The following is a 17,308-nucleotide window of genomic DNA, read 5'->3' as shown; positions in this document are numbered from 1 at the left end:
TCCGCCATCGGTGCATCACACGATATAAACGGGGCCTCGGGCATGGTGATAGGCATGTCTTTTTACAACGATGACGGTCTGGCAGGGACGGATGGCAGGGCGCGATCGAGCCGCTGTCAGCGCCCCTCGGGGAGAACCTCATGAGCCCGGCCTCCATACAGGTTGCCACCGAGCTGTCCGAGCGCTACACCCGGGTACGCGGGTGCAGCATCGCGCTCACCGCGGGCCTCAGTGCCGAAGATATGCAGATCCAGTCCATGCCCGATGCAAGTCCGGGTAAATGGAACCTCGCGCATACCACCTGGTTCTTCGAACAATTCGTGTTGGGGCAGGACAGTCGTTATCGGCCTTACAACGCGGATTGGCATTATCTGTTCAACTCCTACTATCAATCGGTCGGACCGATGCACGCGCGGCCGCAGCGTGGATTGCTGTCGCGCCCAGCGTTGGCTGATGTGCTGGCTTATCGGCGATATGTCGATGACGCGCTGCAAGAGCTGTTGACCGGTGATGTTCCCGCTGCCGTGCTGGCGACTATCGAGCTTGGCCTGCACCATGAGCAGCAGCATCAGGAGTTGCTGCTTACCGACATTCAGCATGCGCTTTCGTGCAATCCGCTGAAGCCGGCTTACAGCGCCGCCATCGACGCACCATCGACAACCTCGGTTCCTATGACGTTTATACCGGGCCACGAGGGCCTGGTTCATATCGGGCATGCAGGCGACGGCTTTGCCTTCGATAACGAAGGCCCGCGTCATCGCGTGTGGCTGGAGCCGCACGCGCTAGCCAATCGTCCGGTGAGCAATGCCGAGTACGCGTCGTTTATTCACGATGGCGGTTATCGCGAGCCAACGCTGTGGCTTTCCGAAGGCTGGGCGACGGTACAGCGCGAACAGTGGCAGCATCCGATGTATTGGCAGGATGATCTTGCCAGCGCGTTTACGCTGCACGGCGTGCGTCCGCTCGATCCGCATGCGCCGGTGTGTCACCTGAGCTACTACGAGGCCGATGCATTTGCCCGCTGGGCGGGTGCACGCCTGCCGACCGAAGCGGAATGGGAACATGCCGCCGAGCATGTGCCGATCGATGGCAATCTGCTCGATCGCGCGCCGCGGCTGCCGCGCGCCGCCAGCGGCGACGGCCTGCTGCACATGTATGGCGATGTCTGGGAGTGGACCTCGTCGGCCTATAGTAGCTATCCGGGCTTCAAGACGCTTCCCGGCGCACTGGGCGAATACAACGGTAAATTCATGAGCGGACAGATGGTATTGCGCGGCGGTTCGCTTGCGACACCGCGCGATCATATCCGTAGCAGTTATCGCAATTTTTTCCCGCCCGATGCGCGTTGGCAGTTCATGGGGCTTCGTCTGGCGCAGGACCGATAAGAGTACCGATGCATGAGCATGCAGGCGTATGAACTTCGCGACGACGATCGTCGCCCCCCGATCAACGATGTCCTGGAAGTGGTGCAGCGCGGCTTGCGCTTGCAGCCCAAACGCCTGCCATCGTGGCTGTTTTACGACGAGCGGGGCTCGCAGTTGTTCGAGGACATTTGCGATCAGCCGGAGTATTACCTCACTCGCGCGGAAATCGATCTGCTCAATGTGCACGCCGGTGACATCGCCGAGGTGTTGGGCGAGGACGTGCGCCTGATCGAATATGGCAGCGGCAGCGCCATCAAGACGCGCATGCTGTTAGAGCAGTTGCGCTCGCCGGTATCGTATATGCCGGTGGAGATTTCGCCCGAGCCACTGCGTCAGAGCGTGCAGAGCTTCAGCGAGTTGTTTCCGGAACTGACGATCCAGCCGTTCTGCGCGGACTTTACTCGTCCGTTGCGCTTGCCGGTTCCGCCGCGTGCACCGCGCCGCAACGTCATCTATTTCCCGGGATCGACCATCGGCAATTTCGAGGCGCGCGATGCGATCGATCTGCTGCGCAAGATGCGCAACGAAATGGGCGAGGGCGGCGGTGTCCTGATCGGCGTGGATTTGAAGAAAGACCCAACGGTGATCGAGGCGGCTTACAACGATAAGGCCGGTGTCACCGCAGAGTTCACGCTCAATATGCTGGTGCGGCTCAACCGGGAGATCGGCAGCGATTTCGATCTCTCCGCCTTTCGCCACCGCGCGCATTACAACCCGATGGCCGGGCGCATCGAGACGCATATTGTCAGTGCGCGTAGCCAGGAGGTAAGAGTGGGGCGGATGCGGGTTGCCTTTGGCGACGGCGAGGCGATGCAGGTGGAATACAGCTGCAAGTATTCGCTGAGCGACTTTGCCACACTGGCCGCGCATGCCGGATTGAAAGTGCAGCATGTATGGCTGGATCCGCAGCAGCTTTTCAGTGTGCAGTTTCTTGTGCGCGCTTGAGGACCTAGAGCCCCCCTCTCCCTAGCCCTCTCCCCCGGCAAAGCCAGGGGAGAGGGAATCCGCCGAGGGTGCCTCGGTGTTTCGTACTTGCGCAGCTCAGCTCCCTCTCCCCTGGCAAAGCCAGGGGAGAGGGGTGGGGTGAGGGGCCGGGTGCTCGCGAGAGCTTCCCTATCTTTAGCCGGGCCGCCGAGCACCCAGCGCGATCAGCACATCCTGGGCACTGCGAATACGCTCCGACGCACCAAGCAGCTCCAACGTCACGCGCAGCTTGTCCTGCCCCTCCAGTTTGTAGACGCGCGGCAGGCGCTGAACCAGCTTGATGATGGTCATCGGATCGACTTCTGGCTTGTCGCGGAAAACGATGCGACCGCCATTGGGACCGAAGTCGAGCTTGCGAATACCCAGCGGCGTGGCCATCAGCTTCAACCCGGCGATGGCAAACAGTTGCTTGGTCGGGTCGGGCAGCAAGCCGAAGCGGTCGATCATTTCCACCTGCAGGTCGCGCAGCGAATCTTCATTGCGCGCACTGGCGATGCGCTTGTACAGCGTCAGGCGCGTATGCACGTCCGGCAGGTAATCGTCGGGTATCAGCGCAGGCAGATGCAGCTCGACCTCGGTCTCGTGCTCGCTGGTGAGATCGAAGTCCGGCACCTTGCCTGATTTGAGCGCGCGCACGGCTCGCTCCAACAGCTCGGTGTAGAGACCGAAGCCGATCTCCTGGATCTGGCCGGATTGTTCGTCGCCAAGCAGTTCGCCAGCACCGCGAATTTCCAGGTCGTGCGTGGCCAGAGTAAAGCCTGCGCCTAATTCCTCCAGCGAGGCCAAAGCTTCCAGGCGCTTCTCGGCATCGGCGGTCATGGCCTTGCGATCGGGCACGACCAGATAGGCATAAGCGCGGTGATGCGAGCGGCCGACGCGCCCACGCAGCTGATGCAGCTGGGCCAGTCCGAAGCGGTCCGCGCGGTCGATGATGATGGTGTTGGCCGTCGGGATATCGATACCGGTTTCGATAATCGTCGTGCACACCAGCACGTTGAAGCGCTGGCGATGGAAGTCCGCCATCACCCGTTCCAGCTCGCGCTCGGGCATCTGGCCGTGGGCGATACCGATACGCGCCTCGGGGATCAGCTCCTCGATCTCGCGCGCGGTACGTTCGATGGTGTTGACCTCGTTATGCAGGAAGTACACCTGGCCGCCGCGTTGCAGCTCGCGCTGGAACGCCTCTCGGATCAGCGCGGGCTCCCATGCCGAAATAAACGTGCGCACCGCCATGCGATGCGCGGGCGGCGTGGCGATCAGCGACAGGTCGCGTAGACCGCTCATCGCCATGTTCAGCGTGCGCGGGATTGGCGTCGCGGTCATGGTCAGCAGGTCGACTTCCGCGCGCAGCTTTTTCAGCTGCTCTTTCTGGCGTACGCCGAAACGCTGTTCTTCGTCGACGATGACCAGGCCGAGATCCTTGAACTTGATGTCCGGCTGCAGAAGCTTGTGCGTGCCGATGATGACGTCGATCTGCCCCTCGGCGAGGCGCTTGAGCGCCTCGTTGACTTCCTTGGTGGATTTGAAACGCGAAAGCACATCGACGCGAACCGGCCAATCGGCGAAACGGTCGGCGAAGTTGCGGTAATGCTGCTGCGCCAGCAATGTGGTCGGTACCAGGACCGCGACCTGCTTGCCGGCGGTGGCCGCAGCGAACGCGGCGCGCAGTGCGACCTCCGTCTTGCCGAAGCCGACATCGCCACAGATCACGCGATCCATGGCGCGCGGTGCGACAAGATCGCTGAGGACGGCGCCGATGGCATGTTCCTGGTCCGGTGTTTCCTCGAAGGGGAAGCTGGCGCCGAACTCTTCGATCAACTGGCGATCGATCGAAAGCGACTGGCCGCCGCGTGCTTCGCGCTGTGCATAGATCGCCAGCAGTTCGGCCGCGACATCGCGCACTTTTTCGGCGGCTTTCTTGCGCGCGCGTTCCCACGCATCGCCACCCAGCGAATGCAGCGGCGCCAGTTCGGGCGCGGTACCGGAGTAGCGGCTGACCAGGCCCAATTGCGCCACGGGCACATACAGCTTGTCGCCCTTGGCGTATTCGATGGTGAGAAATTCGCCGGCCATGCCGCCGACATCCATCGAGATCAGGCCCTGATAACGCCCGACACCGTGATCGACATGCACGATCGGCGCGCCGATCGTCAGCTCGGTGAGATCGCGGATGATGCTTTCCGGATCACGCTCCGCACCACGGCGACGCTTGCGTTCGGTGCGCACGCGCTCACCGTAGAGTTCGCGCTCGGTCAGTACGGTAAGCGCCGGCCGGGTGATCGCAAAACCCTGTTCCAGCGCGGCCGTGGTGATGGCGAACTTGGGCGCTGCACCGGTTGCAGGGGCGAAGCTATGCCAGTTCTCGACGCTGTCGGGTTTCATCCCGGCGGCGGCCAGCGTTTCGATCAGCGCTTCGCGGCGGCCGGCCGAATCGGCGGCAATCAGCAGGCGGCCGGGATAGCTCGCCATGAAGTGGCGTAACGACGTGCCGGGCTCTTCGCCCTTGCGGTTGATCGGCAGTTCCGGCGCCGGCTGCGTGCCGGTGTCGACGGCGTGCTCGTGCCCGCTGGGTACGACTTCCACGCGCAGGCGCTTGTTGAGCTGCTCGCGCAATTGTTCCGGTGACAGGTACAGCTCCGCCGGCGGCAGCACCGGGCGTTCGATGTCATGTGCGCGCTGGTCGTAGCGTTCGCCCGTCTGTTGCCAGAACTGTTGGGCGGCGTCGAGCGCGCCCTCGGCGAGCAGGAACACGGCCGTTTCGGAGAGGTAATCGAACAGCGTCGCGGTCTGCTCGAAGAACAACGGCAGGTAGTACTCGATGCCGCCCGGTGTCACGCCTTCTTTCATGTCCTGGTAAAGCGGGCAGCGACGCACGTCGATAGGGAAGCGCTCGCGCAGCTTGCCGCGAAAATCCTTGGCCGCCGTGTCGGTAAGCGGAAACTCGCGCGCCGGCAACAGCTCGACGCGTTCCACTTGCTGATGGGAGCGCTGACTTTCCGGATCGAAGCTGCGAATCGATTCGACCTCGTCATCGAACAGTTCGACGCGATACGGCTCGGCCGTGCCCATCGGAAAGATATCGATCAGCGCACCGCGTATGGCGAAATCGCCCGGTTCGGCCACTTGCGGCACATTGCGATAGCCTGCCGCTTCCAGGCGGCGCTGTTCGGCGCTCAGATCGAATTTCTGGCCCTTTTTCAGCATCAGGCCCGAGCCGGTGATATGGCTGCGCGGCGCGATGCGTTGCATCAGCGTGGCCATCGGTACCACCAGCACGCCGCGCTCGACCGAGGGCAGCTGATAGAGCGTGGCGATGCGCTGCGAAACGATTTCCGGGTGCGGACTGAAGACGTCGTACGGCAGGGTTTCCCAGTCGGGGAAATGCAGCACCGGCAGGCCACCGGCGAAGATCCGTAGTTCATCTTCCAGGGCATGGGCGCGTTGAGTGTCGCGCGTGACCGCTACCAGCAGGCCGCCATGCGAGCGCGCAGCCTCCGCCACCAGTAATGCCCGTGCCGACCCGTGCGGCGGGGTCCAGTAACGGCGTTGCTTGGGCGTGGTGGGGAGGGGCGGGTGCGAAAGAATACTTGGCATGAGGACGCGTATGAGATCGCTCGGGACGCCGCGAGCTGCCGCGTCAGGGAAGCGGGCTAGTTTAACGCCTGGGAGGGAGGTACAGCGGGGTTGGGATCAGAGTGCCAGCGAAATCTGCGCCGTCCCCGGCTCATCTGGCAGCAATCGCTGGACGAAGCCCAGTTCGCGGCACAGCTGCAACATGGGGCGGTTTTCCAGCAGCACATAGCCCCAGATCTCGCTCAGCTCGCGACCGCGGCATTCGTCAACCAGGTGTTGCATCAGCATGGCGCCCAGGCCGAGCCGGGTCCAATCCTGTTCGACCACGATCGAGAATTCGGCGCTGTTCGCGGCTTCGTCCACGTAGATACGGCCTACGCCGCGGATCTCGCCGGGCACGACATTTTCGTCTTCCAGCACATAGGCCCGCTCTATCGCCGGATCGATGCGGCAAAGGCGCTGCGCCATCGGCTCGGGCAGCTCGGACATGGAATGCAGGAAGCGGCGACGGATGTCCTCCGGCGACAGTCGCTGGAAGCAGCGCTTGATCGCCGCGACGTCGTTCCCGTCGATATCGCGCAGGCGCAGCTCCCGCCCATCGTGGATGCGCACCAGTTCGCCCTGGGCCTGCCGTACCAGCTGCAGGCGCGCGAAGCGTTCGCGGCCGCGCGGAGGCAGCGGTGCCTGGTGGAGCGTGTCGGTGAGCTGGATGGCGGGGAGGGACATATCCATACTTTACCGTATTGTGTGCACTGCAACATGAACGGAAAGCTTGAAATGAGGCTTTGAAGATGGCGTTTTGCCGCAAGTGCGGCATCCCGGTGGGCCGGCATACCCGATCTTGCGGCACGCCGCGTTGAGCTGGCGTGGTGCCGGCCCCTCGCCTCAGAATGCAAGGCTGACCCTACTGACGAGGCGGACGCATGAGCAAAGGCCTGAGTACCGAGCGGCTGGAGCAGCTTTGCAGCGGGTGGCCCGGCGTGACCCGCGACATCAAATGGGGCGACGCGCTGGTCTTCAGCGTTGGCGGCAAGATGTTCGTGGTGGCTTCGAGTGAGCGCGGTCAGGAAGGGCGCCTGATGTTCAAGGTGCCGGACGAGCGCTTTCTGGAGCTGACCGACCAGGAGGGCATGGCACCGGCGCCTTATCTGGCGCGGGCGCATTGGATCGCCGTCACCGATCGTCGTCGCTTCACCACGGCGGCGCTGGAAAAGCTGATCCGCGGCGCCTATCTCCAGGTACGCTCCAAACTCACCAAGAAACTGCAGGCGGCGATCGGCCCCGCACCCTTCAAGGAATAAGCAAGCATGAAGCAACATATCGGCAGCTTTGCGCTGCTGGTCGCCGACTACGACGAAGCGATCGCCTGGTACACCCGCGCACTGGGCTTCGAACTGGTCGAGGACACCGACCTGGGCGGCGGCAAGCGCTGGGTCCTCCTGACACCGCCAGGCGCAAAGGAAACCCGCATCCTGCTGGCTCAGGCAGTCGGCGACGCACAGACCGTGCGTATCGGCGACCAGGCAGGCGGTCGCGTCTGGTTATTTCTGCACACGGACGACTTTGATCGGGATTGGCGTCGCATGCGCACACAAGGCGTGCATTTTCGCGAAGAGCCGCGACACGAGCCGTATGGCACGGTGGCGGTGTTTGAGGATCTTTATGGGAATGCCTGGGACTTGCTTGAGTTGAAACGTTGACGCGCTAGTCCGCAATATCCGGCTCAAAAAAACTCCACCGAACATCCGGGAAAGCCTCTTTCATCGCCTTCTCGGTACGGTTGATCGCCTCGATAAAGCTGCGCTGATCCGGCGCCGGCGCCATGCGTGCCTTCACGGCGACCATCACGTCCGGTCCCATTTGCAAGGTCAGCAGGTTGAGTACGGCGTCGACCTCGGGGCGTGCGTTCAAGAAGGCGATCAATGCCTCGCGCTGTTCCGGCTCGACGCCCTGGCCGATCAGCAGCGCCTTCACTTCGTTGGCGACGGCAACGGCAACGATGACGAGCAGGATGCCGATGGCGATGGTGCCGGTGGCGTCGAACAGCAGGTTGCCGGTGATCATCGTGGCGACCACAGCAATAAACGCGAGCGTCAAGCCAAGCAGGGCGGCGAGGTCTTCGCCAAAGATCACCAGCAGTTCGCTCGAGCGCGTTTCGCGGAACCAGCGCCACAGGCTGCGCGATCCACGTGCCTTGTTTACTTCCTGCAGGCAGCCGTGCATCGAGATGCCTTCGACCACGATGCTGAAACCCAGCACGCCCACGGCAAGCCACGGCCAGCTCAATGGCTCGGGATGGCTGAGCTTGTGCACGCCCTCATAGATCGAAAACATGCCGCCAACGCTGAACAGCAGCATTGCCACCAGAAACGACCAGAAATACATCACGCGGCCCCAGCCGAGCGGGTATTCCGCCGAGGGTGGCCGCTTGGCCTGCCTTATGCCCACCAGGAGCAAACCCTGGTTGGCGCAGTCGGCCAGCGAATGCACTGCTTCGGCCAGCATGGCGCCGGAGCCGGTCATGACGGCGGCGATCAGCTTGGCGATAAAGATCGCGAAATTAGCACCCAGAGCGAGCAGGATCGCTCTGAGCGAGTTGGCGTGTCCGGACATCGAGCTTTCCTTGAACGAATCGCGTTGGATTTAGCGGATACCGACGCCCACGCCTACACCGAAATTGACCTTGCCGCCCTGCATCTCCGATGTCGACCAGATATGCGATTGCGTCACGCCGACCAGGGGAAAGGCGTAATCGGCTTCACCCACCTTGCCCGAGCGGTTGCCGCTGAGATGGCCGGTGACGGTAATCGGGGCGCCTTGCGGGTAATCGATCGATTCCACATAGCCGGGCATGGTCGCAATAAATCGTCCCATGCCATTGCCGCTCAGCTTGGGTCGCTGAGAGCTGTCCAAAGGATAGGCGAGGATCTCGATTTCGCTATGGTCGGCGAGGTTGTTCACTTGCACGATACGGCCACCCCAGATCACGTCGTGGCCGCTGTACTGTTCCGGCGTCTGCGAGACTTGCGCCGGCGCGACGACCACGTTGGCCGCGGTAGGCTTGTAGATCGGTGCCGGGGCGCAGGCACTCAGGGCCAGCAGCGCAGCCGGAGCGGCCAGGCGGATCAGTAGCGGGGCAAAACGCATGACCGTACTCCTCAGGAAGTGGGCTGGAGATAACCAAGCTTAGCGTTCAGGGCGCTTCCTCGACCAGCCAGTCGAGCCGCGTCTGGGCCGGGCGATCCTGCGAGAGCAATCGCCCCAGCGCCTGCATCGGCTCGCGCAAGACCTCGTCGAGTTTCCAGGGCGCGTTGAGTATGACCATGCCCGAGCCGTTGAGACGGAGCGGTGAATCGTCCGGGCGAATCAGCAGCTCCGCACGCAGCACGCGCTTCACGCCGCTGTGTTGCAGCCAGCGGTGGAACGGTTGCACCTGGCTGCGGCGCTTGATCGGATACCACACGGCATAGACGCCGCCAGGCCAGCGCAGCAAGGCGTTCTTGATGGTTTTCTCGATCGTGCGGTATTCGTCTTCCTGGGCTTCGAAGGGCGGGTCGATCAGGACCAGGCCACGCTTTTCCTGCGGCGGCACGAAGCCCTTGAGCGCCTCGTAGCCATCGCGCTGATGCACATGTACGCGTGCATCGCGATGAAACAAGTCGCGCAGGCGCGTGGCTTCTTCTGTGTGCAATTCGCATAGCTGTGCACTGTCGCTGGCGCGCATCGCGCGGGCTACCTGCAGCGGCGAGCCGGGGTAGAGCTTCAGGCCGTCCTCGTTGCCGGGCAGGTCGAGAATGGTCTGCAGCCAACGCTGAAGCAGGTTGGGCAGCGCCGGTGCGCTGCCGTCGCCATGCATGTCGGGAAAGAGCAGGCGCGCGATGCCATCCTTGTATTCGCCGGTCTTGCCGGCCTGCATGCCATCGAGCGCGTAGCAACCGCTGCCGGCGTGCGTGTCGACAAAGCAGAATGGCGACGGTTTGGCCTTGAGCGCCTCGATCAGCGCAAAAAGCACGGCGTGCTTGAGAACGTCGGCAAAATTGCCGGCGTGGAAGGCGTGGCGATAATTCATGGTGTCGGCGCTTTGATGTGATCTGCAGTATAGAGGGAGTGCCCTGGAGCCGCTGGACTTCGGTGACCGCGGGGGCGTCGATACGCGGCAAAGCCCGATGGAAGGGGCTTGGAGCCTGCTCCAGAGTTGAGCGCCCTGTATATGCTGGCTATCCTCGCCCTATGCCCCGTCGCTCACTCCAGCCCTTCCGCCGTTCCCGCCATGTGTTGGCCTGGGCGCTGTGTGCGTGGCTGGCGCTGGTGAGCATGGCCTGGGCGCAGACCGATTGTTGTACCGGCATGCATATGCCCGACAGCGCGGGCATGCACGATACCGGACATGCGCATGGCCAGGGTCCGATGGCTACCGCCGACTGTGCCTGCGTGCACGCCCCGGCCACGCTGCCACCGACCGTGGCACTGGGCATGATCTCCCGGCTACCAGCCCATCCGCTGGCAGTGCAGGGACACCGCTCCGCGCCACAGCGCGCGCAATCCCCTCCATTACGGCCACCGGCGAATGACTTCGCCTGAATAACGGTATTCATGGCAGCAGATGTTTGTGGTGCTGCCACAGATGAGCATCGTTTTGGCCGAGCGTCCGCTTTCGCATAGCCGGACGGACGGCCGTTGGAGTCGACATCATGAGTAAGCAGGATCCGCGCGGCCTTTCGCTGCCGCGTCGGCGCTTCGTTCAAGGTCTGACCCTGGGCGGTGTCGCCGCCGGGCTCGGGCTGTTTCGCGGCGGCGATGTTTTTGCCGCCATTGACACGCCGCGCACCGAACTGAGCGGCACCCATTTCGAGTTGGAAATCGGTGAGCTGCCGGTGGATTTCACTGGGAGCAAGCGTGTAGCCACCGTGGTCAACGGCCAGTTGCCGGCGCCCTTATTGCGCTGGCGCCAGGGCGACACAGTGACTATTCGCGTGCGCAACCGTCTAACCGTTACCAGTTCGATTCACTGGCATGGCATCGTCCTGCCGGCCGATATGGACGGCGTGCCGGGCTTGAGTTTCGACGGCATCCCGCCGGGCGGTGAATACGTCTATCGCTTCACGGTGAACCAGGCAGGCACGTACTGGTATCACAGCCATTCGCGTTTCCAGGAACAGACCGGTCTGTATGGGCCGATCGTGATCGAGCCGCGCCAGGAACGTCACGCGGTGCAACGCGAGCACGTGATCCTGCTTAGCGATTGGACCGATACCGATCCGGAACGGATCTTCGCCAACCTGAAAAAGCAAAGCGATTACTACAACATCGGCAAGCGCACGATGGGCGACTTTCTGCGCGACGCCAGCCGGCAAGGTCTGTCGCAGGCGTTGTGCGAACGGCGCATGTGGAACCAGATGCGCATGGATCCCACCGATCTGGCCGATGTGTCGGCCATGACCTATACCTATCTGATCAACGGCAGCACGCCAGCGGGCAACTGGACCGGTTTGTTCGATGCGGGCGAAAAAGTACGGCTGCGTTTTATCAATGGCTCGTCGATGACTTTTTTCGATGTGCGTATCCCCGGTCTCAAAATGACCGTGGTGGCCGCCGACGGGCAGTCGATCGAACCGGTGACCGTCGACGAGTTTCGCATCGCCAACGCGGAGACCTACGATGTGATCGTCGAGCCGGCGGCCGACCGCGCCTGGACGATCTTTGCGCAGAGCATGGATCGTTCCGGTTTTGCCCGTGCCACGCTGGCACCGCGAGCCGGCATGGTGGCCGATGTGCCGACGCTCGATTCTCGTCCCTTGCTCGCCATGAGCGACATGATGGGACAGATGCAGCACGGTGGCATGAGCCACGACATGCATGGCATGCCCGGGATGGCCATGGACCACGGCGATATGGGCGACATGTCGATGCGCGGCCATGGTCCGGAGATCGACATGCGCGTACCGCAGCCGCGCAGCAACCTGGATGATCCTGGTGTGGGCTTGCGCGACAACGGCCGGCGCGTGCTCAGTTATGCCGACCTGCATGCGGTCGATGCGCCGATTTCACCCAGGGTCGATCGAGAGATGACGTTGCATCTCACCGGCAACATGGAACGTTATCTCTGGTCGTTCGACGGCAAGCGCTTCTCCGACACCGGCCCTATCCAGTTGCGCTACGGTGAACACGTGCGCGTGGTGCTGATCAACGACACCATGATGACTCACCCGATCCATTTGCACGGCATGTGGAGCGAGCTGGAGTCTCCCGATGGCGCGTTCCAGGTACGCAAGCACACCGTGGTGGTGCAGCCGGCACAACGCGTGGCCTATCGCGTCAGCGCCGATGCGATCGGCCGCTGGGCCTACCACTGTCATCTGCTCTATCACATGGAAGCGGGCATGATGCGCGAAGTGGTGGTGGCATGAAGCGGCTTTTGATGTTTCTTCTGCTATGCGGTGTTTCGGGCCTGGCGTATGCGCAACAGGCGAAGCCCATGGACAACATGCAGGATATGCCGATGGACGATATGCCCGGCATGTCCATGCCGCATCAGCATCACGACGCGCCTCCGGCCGCCGCTTCATCGTTGCCATTGCCGCCGAACGATCACGTTCCGCCACCGCCGCCGCAGCATGTCATGGCACAGCATGCCATGTCCGACGCGATGGATATGCACGACACCAGCACGCGCGGCATGCTGTTGATCGACCGCCTGGAGCGTACGCGCACCACAGGCGGCGACAACGCCACAGCCTGGGAGGGCGAGGGCTGGTGGGGCAGCGATATCGATCGTCTGTGGATACGCAGCGAGGGCGAGCGCCAGCGTGGCGTAACGCAAGATGGACGCGTTGACGTGCAATGGGGTCATGCCTGGACGACTTATTGGGATGGTCAGCTTGGTCTGCGCCAGGACATCGGTAACGGGCCCAAGCGGCAATGGCTGGCCTTCGGTGTGCAAGGTCTCGCGCCGTACTGGTTCGAGACACAGGCAACATTCTATGCAGGAGAGCAAGGACGTACGACTCTGCGCCTGGAAAGCAGCTATGACGTGCTGTTTACCCAGCGGCTGATATTGACGCCGAAGATCGAGCTGAACCTTTATAGCCGCAACGATCCGCAGCGTGCGATTCGCGCCGGTCTGTCCGAAGCCGAAGCCGGTTTGCGTTTGCGCTATGAATTCAGCCGACGCCTTGCGCCCTATGTCGGCGTGTCGTGGGCTTACCGGCGCACCGCCAACGCACCCACCGATGTCCTGCTTGATACCGCCGCGCACGAAACGACCTGGGTCGCCGGCATCCGTTTCTGGTTCTAGATACTCAACGAGGGGAACGATCTTGAAAACATTGTTTGTTGTTTTGGTGATACTCGCGGTGGCTGTCGCCGCCTTTGTATATTCCGGCGTTTATGACATCGGCGCGGACAGACCCCATTGGGGCGTAACCACGCAGATCGTCGAGACACTGCGCGAGCGATCGATTGCACGAGAGTCGGCCGGTGTAACGGTGCCTACGGACCTGGATGCCCAGACACGCATTCACTCGGGTGCCGAACATTACGCGCAGATGTGCGCCGCATGTCATTTGACGCCCGGCATGCGCAGCACCGAGTTGCGGCAGGGGCTTTATCCGCAGCCGCCGGATCTGGCCAAGCTCGGCATCGCCGATCCGGCCAAGGCGTTCTGGGTGATCAAACACGGCGTCAAGATGACGGCCATGCCGGCATGGGGTGTCAGCCATAGCGATGATGCCATCTGGGACATGGTGGCCTTTATCCGCCAGTTGCCCAAGCTCGATGAAGATGGCTTTGTTGCGTTGGCCGGTACGCACGGTGACGACGGGCACGGTGGCGGACACCATCATCATGACGAAGGGCATGACGATCATGATGGCGATCATGACCACGATCACGACCACGACGAGCATCCGGCATCACCGGCCTCGGCCGCGCATTAATCGACGCTGCACTAATCGACGATGTTGTGGCTCTCCGCGGTAGCCAGCAGCTCGGTCTTCGCCGGCTGGCTATCGCGGCGGTGCAGGAAAGGATGGGCGAACACGGCAGTCAGGATGACCGCGACGCCAAGATAGAACCAGGTGTCGAGCTGACGTTGTTCGCCCAGCAATACGATAGCCAGCACGATCGCATACACCGGTTCGAGATTGGTCACCATCTGCGTTTCGAAGGCGCTCATCTGACGCAGTGCGACCAGCGCCAAGGCGAAGGGCAGCAAGGTGCAGCCGAATGACAGCAGGAGCAGCAGCGTTGCATCATGCGCACCGGGCAGCATGAAAGCCGGGCCCGCATGCGGAAGAAACGGTGCGAGCAAGGTGAGAAAAAGCGTGCCCGAACCCAGTTCGATGCAGGTGACGGTCAGTGGATCGCCATGCTCGACCAGGCGCTTGTTGAGCGAGCCGAAGATGGCCACCAGCAGCGCAGATAGCGCGCCCACCGCAATACCCAGCCGCATTTCCACCGGCACGCCACCCACCACCATGGCGACGCCGGGAATGACCAGGAGACCGATCAGCAGCTCGCGCGGATCAAAGCGACGGCGCGCGATCCATGGCTCGATAAAAGCGAGAAAGACCGGGCCCAGGGCAATACAGGTTGCGCCGACCGATGCGTTCGATAATTTGATCGCCGCATAAAACGTCAGCCAGTGCAGCGACACGATTGCACCGATACCGGCATACGCCCAGCGCAATCTGGCCGGCATGGCCTTGAGCCCGCGCCATACCCTGGGCACCAGCAACAGCGCCGAGGTCACCAGCAAAGTACGCCACCAGACCAGCGGCAGCGCCTGCAGGGTGATCTGCTTGCCGAGAATGGCCGTGAATCCCCAGAGCAGGACGCAGAAGTGGATTTGTAGGCGGGCTTTGGCGGCGGGCTGCACGGTGCGGGGTCGTCGTGGCGGTCCCGCATTGTACGTGGTGTGAGCCGATCACTTTGCCTTCGGTTGCGCCGGTGCCTTTACCTTCGTTCCGCGCATCTGCTCCAGCACGCCCTGGCATGCATTTTCCTGGTTGCCTCGACTCGGGACCACGAGCGGCGCCAGGGCAGCCGCCGGCGCGGCGAATATCCCCAGGGCCAGGGCGCCGCCGCCGCGCAGGATCAGCCCGGCCGAATGCACGCCGACATCGGGGTTCTTCAGCGTGCCCTTGACGTACAGCGGCGAGCGCAGCGAGAACACCCGGAAGCCCTTGGTATGCGGTGTGACATCAAGGTCCAGGCGTTCGGTGGCGAAGTTGACGTTGCCGTCGACGTCGATGATCGCGTCTTCCGTGTCGAGCACGAACAGCTTGGTCTGGAATACGCCGTCGGTGGCGACCAGGTCGGAAGCGGCGCAGTTGATATTGACCGTCTTGTCGCCGAACAACTTGCCGATGACCACGTTGCCGATATTGAGGCCTGCGGTTTCGAGCAAGGTCTTGCTGATCGCCCCGTCGTTCATCAGCAGCTTGACCTCGCCGTCGGCGGTGGCCAGCAGTTCGGCCACCGAGTTGCCATTCGAGCTCATGGCCATGTCGCCGTTGATTTCGCCGAAGCTGGTGTTCATCGCCTGAACGGTCGGGAACAGCTCTTTCAGTTTCAGATGGCGCGCTTTTAGATCCATCCGTCCGCGCATCGGTATCTGACTGCCGTCGAGGTGGATGAGCCCGGTGACGTTGCCGCCGGCCATGCCGAAGCTGAGTGGATCCAGATGCAGTTTGCCGTCCTCCAGCACGATATGCGTGCTCAAGTTGTCGATCGGCAGATTGGCATCGCGGATGATGCGCGTGCCGGTAAACGTGACGTCCGCATCCATGGCTTTCCAGCGATCCGTACGGAAAGGCTCGACCGGTAGCGCTTTGTCGGCAGGCTGTGCGGTAGTGTCACCGCGTTGCTGCTTTTGTTCTTTCGAATCCGCGCCGACCAGCGAACCCAGGTCGGAGAACTGCAGCAATTGCGAGTGCAATTTACCGGTCAGTTTCGGGCGCGGGGCGGCCGTGCTGAAATCGAGGCTGCCGCCCAGGTCGCTGCCGCCGACCCGGCCGCGGAAATTCTGGTAGCTGAAATGGCTGTTGTGCTTGTGCAGCTCGGCGATCAGGTGGCCTTCGGTGGCATAAGGCGGCGTATCGGGCAGCGTCAATCCAGTAAGCGGGTAGAGCTTTGCCATGCTGGTGCCGGAAAACCACAGGCGCAGATCGAGCGCAGCCAGGTGCATGGGATTGGTCAAGGTGCCGACCAGGGCGATATGCGAATCGCCCGCATGCACATCCGCCTGTACGGGGAAGGGTTGGTCGCTGCGCTGCAAGGCCAGCACGCCGCCAGTCTTGCCATCGCCCGATAGCGGTGCACCCTGATAACTACCCTTGGCTTGCCAGGCGAATGCGTAGGCGGAGGTGGGACGCGTCTTGGGTTCGCTTTCCGTTTGCGTATTGGCTAGCGTTTTCTTCGCGTCGCCGCCGGCAGTTTTTTGTGCCTCATCGCGTGCGCGCGCCGACTGCTGCGCCATGATCTCGTCATACGGGATGGCTTTTTGCAGCGGCTCGATATTCACCTGTAGCTGGACTTTGCTGGCAGCGTCGTCGAGAGCAATATGGCCGCGATCGAAGCCGATCGCACCCAGATCAAGGCTCCATGTCGACGGGCCGGTGCTTTGCGGCAGGGTGAAGTCCCAGGTAGCGCGCCCTTGCTTGTCACGCTGCAGGTCGATGTTCGGCTGCACCAGCTGCACGGTAGGTATGGTGATGCGATGCGCCAGCAAGGCCAGCGGCGAGAGACGGAAGCGCAAGGCATCGAGCGTGGCGAACTGTTTGTTCGTGGCCCAGTCCGGGTTGGCTATGCGGATCTGTTGCGCAACGAATTCCGGCCACGGCACGATCGCCGACAGACCGCCCTGGTCCGGTTCGCGCTGCCAATGCACGCTCAGGTCACCCTGAATCTCGAACTGTCGCCCGATCGCCTGGCTGACCTTGTCGTTGATAAAAGGCTTGGCCCGGTTCCAGTCGAAGGTGGCGATCACGATGATGACGATTGCGATCAGCAAGACCAGGATGCCTCCGATCCAGCTCAGCACTTTCCGGCCGCGCTTCATTTCTTGCTTCTCCCATGCGTTGGCATGGGGTTATGGATACCGTGTCCTATGCATACAGAGTGTCGTCGTTGGTGAGATTGCTCACGGGGTGTTCACGTGAATCTCAGGACTTAGAGCTCCCCCTCACCCTAACCCTCTCCCCCGGCAAAGCCAGGGGAGAGGGGATCTATTGAGGGTGCTTCAGTGTTTCGCACTTGCGCAGTCTGCTCCCTCTCCCCTGGCTCCGCCGGGGGAGAGGGTTGGGGTGAGGGGGCGGGTGCTCGCGGCA

Annotated in this window: 15 protein-coding genes; 8 read left to right on the top strand and 7 right to left on the bottom strand. The window is 62.5% G+C overall.

The window, feature by feature from the left end; translation table 11 throughout:
- Positions 1-140 precede the first annotated feature (140 nt).
- Both egtB and egtD read left to right on the top strand, forming a co-directional pair.
- Entirely contained in the window at positions 141-1,385 is a 1,245-nt protein-coding gene (gene egtB, locus QMG46_RS20450; RefSeq protein WP_281849727.1) for an ergothioneine biosynthesis protein EgtB, read from the top strand.
- Between the two features lie 12 nt (positions 1,386-1,397).
- Positions 1,398-2,369, top strand: a complete 972-nt coding sequence (gene egtD / locus QMG46_RS20445) for an L-histidine N(alpha)-methyltransferase (RefSeq protein ID WP_281849726.1) — start codon at positions 1,398-1,400, stop codon at positions 2,367-2,369.
- Between the two features lie 174 nt (positions 2,370-2,543).
- Here egtD and mfd read toward each other — a convergent pair whose 3' ends face one another.
- On the bottom strand, positions 2,544-6,002 hold the full coding sequence (mfd, locus tag QMG46_RS20440) for a transcription-repair coupling factor (RefSeq protein WP_281849725.1): 3,459 nt from the start codon (positions 6,000-6,002) through the stop codon (positions 2,544-2,546).
- A gap of 96 nt (positions 6,003-6,098) precedes the next feature.
- Entirely contained in the window at positions 6,099-6,707 is a 609-nt protein-coding gene (locus QMG46_RS20435) for a GNAT family N-acetyltransferase (RefSeq protein ID WP_281849724.1), read from the bottom strand.
- A gap of 197 nt (positions 6,708-6,904) precedes the next feature.
- Between QMG46_RS20435 and QMG46_RS20430 the strand changes: the two genes are divergently transcribed.
- Positions 6,905-7,282, top strand: coding sequence for an MmcQ/YjbR family DNA-binding protein (locus tag QMG46_RS20430; protein ID WP_281849723.1), 378 nt, complete (start codon positions 6,905-6,907; stop codon positions 7,280-7,282).
- A 6-nt stretch (positions 7,283-7,288) separates the two neighbouring features.
- Positions 7,289-7,681, top strand: a complete 393-nt coding sequence (locus tag QMG46_RS20425) for a VOC family protein (protein WP_281849722.1) — start codon at positions 7,289-7,291, stop codon at positions 7,679-7,681.
- A 4-nt stretch (positions 7,682-7,685) separates the two neighbouring features.
- Here QMG46_RS20425 and QMG46_RS20420 read toward each other — a convergent pair whose 3' ends face one another.
- From QMG46_RS20420 to rlmJ, 3 genes are read right to left on the bottom strand one after another with little or no spacing between them, the layout of a single operon-like run.
- Positions 7,686-8,594: a cation diffusion facilitator family transporter gene (locus QMG46_RS20420; RefSeq protein WP_281849721.1), complete on the bottom strand. Its 909-nt coding sequence runs from the start codon at positions 8,592-8,594 to the stop codon at positions 7,686-7,688.
- Positions 8,595-8,624: 30 nt separating this feature from the next.
- Positions 8,625-9,128: a Slp family lipoprotein gene (locus tag QMG46_RS20415; protein WP_281849720.1), complete on the bottom strand. Its 504-nt coding sequence runs from the start codon at positions 9,126-9,128 to the stop codon at positions 8,625-8,627.
- Between the two features lie 46 nt (positions 9,129-9,174).
- Positions 9,175-10,050 (bottom strand): 23S rRNA (adenine(2030)-N(6))-methyltransferase RlmJ, encoded by an 876-nt coding sequence (gene rlmJ / locus QMG46_RS20410; RefSeq protein ID WP_281849719.1) that lies wholly within the window; start codon positions 10,048-10,050, stop codon positions 9,175-9,177.
- Between the two features lie 161 nt (positions 10,051-10,211).
- On the opposite strand from rlmJ, the gene QMG46_RS20405 reads away from it, so the two are divergent.
- The 4 genes from QMG46_RS20405 (at position 10,212) to QMG46_RS20390 (ending at position 13,915) form a co-directional block, all read left to right on the top strand.
- Positions 10,212-10,562, top strand: coding sequence for a hypothetical protein (locus tag QMG46_RS20405; RefSeq protein ID WP_281849718.1), 351 nt, complete (start codon positions 10,212-10,214; stop codon positions 10,560-10,562).
- A gap of 110 nt (positions 10,563-10,672) precedes the next feature.
- Complete coding sequence (locus tag QMG46_RS20400; protein WP_281849717.1) at positions 10,673-12,388, top strand: copper resistance system multicopper oxidase; 1,716 nt, start codon at positions 10,673-10,675, stop codon at positions 12,386-12,388.
- Positions 12,385-13,275, top strand: a complete 891-nt coding sequence (locus QMG46_RS20395; protein WP_281849715.1) for a copper resistance protein B — start codon at positions 12,385-12,387, stop codon at positions 13,273-13,275. Before QMG46_RS20400 ends, QMG46_RS20395 begins: the two co-directional genes overlap by 4 nt.
- A 22-nt stretch (positions 13,276-13,297) precedes the next feature.
- A complete protein-coding gene (locus QMG46_RS20390) occupies positions 13,298-13,915 on the top strand; it encodes a c-type cytochrome (protein ID WP_281849714.1) in 618 nt (205 codons plus the stop codon).
- Positions 13,916-13,926: 11 nt separating this feature from the next.
- On the opposite strand, the gene QMG46_RS20385 is transcribed toward QMG46_RS20390, so the two are convergent.
- Together QMG46_RS20385 and QMG46_RS20380 are read right to left on the bottom strand one after the other, a co-directional pair.
- Positions 13,927-14,856, bottom strand: coding sequence for a DMT family transporter (locus tag QMG46_RS20385; protein ID WP_281849713.1), 930 nt, complete (start codon positions 14,854-14,856; stop codon positions 13,927-13,929).
- Between the two features lie 48 nt (positions 14,857-14,904).
- The gene (locus QMG46_RS20380) at positions 14,905-17,040 is read right to left on the bottom strand and encodes an AsmA family protein (RefSeq protein WP_281849712.1); all 2,136 of its coding nucleotides are present in this window, start codon (positions 17,038-17,040) and stop codon (positions 14,905-14,907) included.
- Positions 17,041-17,308 lie beyond the last annotated feature (268 nt).

It is taken from the genome of Dyella sp. GSA-30 (assembly GCF_027924605.1).
GTDB lineage: Bacteria > Pseudomonadota > Gammaproteobacteria > Xanthomonadales > Rhodanobacteraceae > GSA-30.
The sequence above is the reverse complement of the archived record's forward strand: the minus strand, read 5'-3'. Positions and strand labels throughout refer to the sequence as shown.